Source organism: Geobacillus sp., assembly GCF_017515625.1.
In the GTDB taxonomy this organism is placed as follows: Bacteria; Bacillota; Bacilli; order Bacillales; family Anoxybacillaceae; genus Geobacillus; species Geobacillus stearothermophilus.
Window position 1 is genome coordinate 1 of the sequence record NZ_JAFWFM010000103.1, and the last position, 2,911, is coordinate 2,911.

Annotated in this window: 3 protein-coding genes; all 3 read right to left on the minus strand. The window is 52.0% G+C overall.

What is annotated here, in order from left to right:
* Window positions 1-235: 235 nt before the first annotated feature.
* Window positions 236-1,456: an IS110 family RNA-guided transposase gene (locus IKE44_RS06410; RefSeq protein WP_049624520.1), complete on the minus strand. Its 1,221-nt coding sequence runs from the start codon at window positions 1,454-1,456 to the stop codon at window positions 236-238.
* Between the two features lie 360 nt (window positions 1,457-1,816).
* On the minus strand, window positions 1,817-2,521 hold the full coding sequence (locus tag IKE44_RS06415) for an anthrax toxin lethal factor-related metalloendopeptidase (RefSeq protein ID WP_033014073.1): 705 nt from the start codon (window positions 2,519-2,521) through the stop codon (window positions 1,817-1,819).
* Window positions 2,522-2,612: 91 nt separating this feature from the next.
* The coding region (locus IKE44_RS06420; protein ID WP_287465365.1) for a YpjP family protein at window positions 2,613-2,911 on the minus strand (299 nt) is incomplete at its 5' end.

Consider the following 2,911-nt stretch of genomic DNA (forward strand, 5'->3'; position numbering starts at 1 on the left):
ATGTTCTTGGCAATATGGCACAGTTCTCGAAGAGTCAAGTATTCTTCTTTGGTCAAACCATTTAGCTGTTGTTTGATACAAAAATACATTTTTTCACCTCCCATCTAACTATATTATACTATATTTTACTGAATCTATCCTGAAAACACCATTTAAGACAAAAAACGGAGCCCACCTAGCCTTCGGAATCGTATTCCAAAGGAAGGTATTTCAGTATATATATGGTTAATAAGTGCTATGCACTCGTTTTTTCTAGTTTCACTTCGTACCCTAACCCCTCTAATCGTTTCACCGTTTGACGCACGATGCTCGCTTCTCGCTGCCGATCCCAGTAGTCGGCTCCCAACTCTCTATACGGTTCCTTTCGAGTTAAGATGTAATAGATCATTTCTAAAATCGTTCTCCCGACCGCGACACTCGCTCGATTCGCTCCTCTTCGTTTGGCGATCCGATGATACTTGGCCGATAGGTACGTGTTCTTCGTTCGGGCGGCGGCACGGGCGCATTCCACGAGGCACGACCTCAGCTTCTTGTTCCCTTTCCTCGTTCGACCTGACAACCGTTTCCCTGCACTCTCATGATTCCCGGGAGCCATTCCGGCCCATGAGGCCAAGTGCGCGGCGGTAGGGAACCGGCTCATATCCGTCCCGATTTCCGCTACAATTTGTTCCGCGCTTTGCCGCCCCACTCCCGGGATCGTATCGATGAGCTCCAGCGCTTCATGAAAAGGGCTCGTTCGTTCCTCGATTTCCCGATCCAACCGGGCAATCGCTTCATCTAAATACTCCACATGACGCCATTGCTCGGCCAGCATCATGCGTTGATGCGGCCCCATCACTCCTTTCAATGCGCGCCGGAGCTCTTCCGTTTTTTGTTTCAGCCGCCCTTTGGCGAGCTGGGCGAGGGCCGCCGGATCGTCCTTTCCTTCGATAAGGGCGCGAATGATGAGCCGGGCCGACATCCCGTTGATGTCGGATACGACCGAAGAAAGCTTGATATTGGCTCCTTCCAGCACTTTTTGGATGCGGTTGAGCTCCCGTGCCCGTTCCTCGATCAAACTGCGCCGATAACGGACCAGTTCCCGGAGCTCCCGCTGAGCCCGATGAGGGATGTAACTCCCTTTTAGCAATCCATGGCGAAGCAAGTCCGCGATCCATTCGGCATCTTTGACATCGGTCTTTCGCCCGGGAACCGCTTTGATGTGTTGGGCATTGACGACAAGCACTTCGATCGGCTCTGCTTCGAGGAGATTATACACCGGCTTCCAATATACGCCCGTCGACTCCATGGCAACGTGCGTCACCTTTTTTTCTTTCAGCCAATCCACCAACTCCTCGAGATCGTCGGTCAGCGTACCAAACGTGCGAATCTCTTTTCCTTCAGGAGTAAGGGCGCAAGCCGTAATCGATTGCTTATGCACGTCCAATCCGCAACAGCGTTCATACAAGACGCGCATCGGTCTTCCTCCCTGCTTCGTTCTCAAAAACAGCTGGTGCAGCAGCCTTTGTTCAAGCATTCTATCCTGCGTGCTTCCCTCAAGGGAGCGACATTCCGTGGTGCACCAGACTACTGGGGTCTGTCTATCCTTCGGACTTTTACGTACCATAGATACAACGACCTCATGACCCCAGCTGCAAGGAGACCATTCGACAGAAGGTTGTTTTCATCCTTCCGATGGTGACGAAATTTTTTTGTCATGGGAGTCTATCCTATTTTCAGCAAAATATAGTTAAGGCGATTCATCTCCCACTTACTCCGCTTCGCTTCGTTGAAGTGGGAGTCTTCTCGCCTCATTAAGATAAAAAAAACGAGCCTTTTACGAGGCCCGCTCCGCCAATCCACGGATGAATGCGTATGTGTTCGGCGCTACCGCCCGCAGCGTGTGCCGCGTCTCTTCACTTGCGTAATAATAGGCAAACGACTCGGCAAAATACTCTTCTGGATAGGTCAAAAAATAAGATTCGCCAGGAAAAAGCCGCGGCGCCTCCTCCCGCCAAATCGCTTGAAATTCGTCCGTTTCATGAATGCGGTCAAATACGATGTAATCGAGCGAATGAGCAAACTCATGCAGCTCCAAATTGACCGAGCCGTGTCCTTTCCCTTTTTCGCTATGGCCGAGACGGACGAGCACCAAATGCGACCCGCCGATGCCCGGCACGTCATCCCATGTTTTGGATCCCGGCGCATAGCCGCGCGGGGTTTTCCCACGCAAGTGGCGAGCTGTCGGTTCATTCGTAATAGGGCCTGTCAACAGCTGAATGTAAATATGATGAGCAGCCGCCTGCTCTAAAATGCTGCGATCTATGCGGGCAAGCGTCTGAATGGTCTTGTTCGCCTCCGCAGCGGGAAACGCTGTCTCGGGCACGATCACAATGCGGCCGAGCACGTCACGGGACGGAATGTCCCGAAGATCAAGGCCGCTTTCTTGAAGCAGCACGCCGTGGGCGGCCGGGTACGGCGAAAGCGATAGAAGCGGAATCGCGAACAGCGCTGCCAACAAACTAGTCCACAATCGTTTCATGGTATTCCCCCGCTTCTTTTATTCTATGAAAATGATATCATAGAACGAAGCAGGGAAAAACGCGCAAAATCAGGAAAGAACCGCAAGCGGTTTATGTGCGCCAATTCGGCGGCGTATTTTTGGACCAGTAGATTTTCCCGAGTTCATAGTGAGCTTGAAAGCCATCATCGCAAGTATGATAGTGAAATTGAAACCAGTACCCGTCCTGCGGCGGATGTTCGCGGCGGACGTGGAAGCGAATGACATCTTCTGCCGTATCGGCGCGGTAAATATGGAAAATGCGTTCCCCTTGCCCGCCGGACGGATTTTCCGATACGGCCAAATAACGGAGCTCTTCTTCCGGACAGCGTTCAGCCAGCCCGGCAATCACCTCTTCGATGCGCGGCAAGA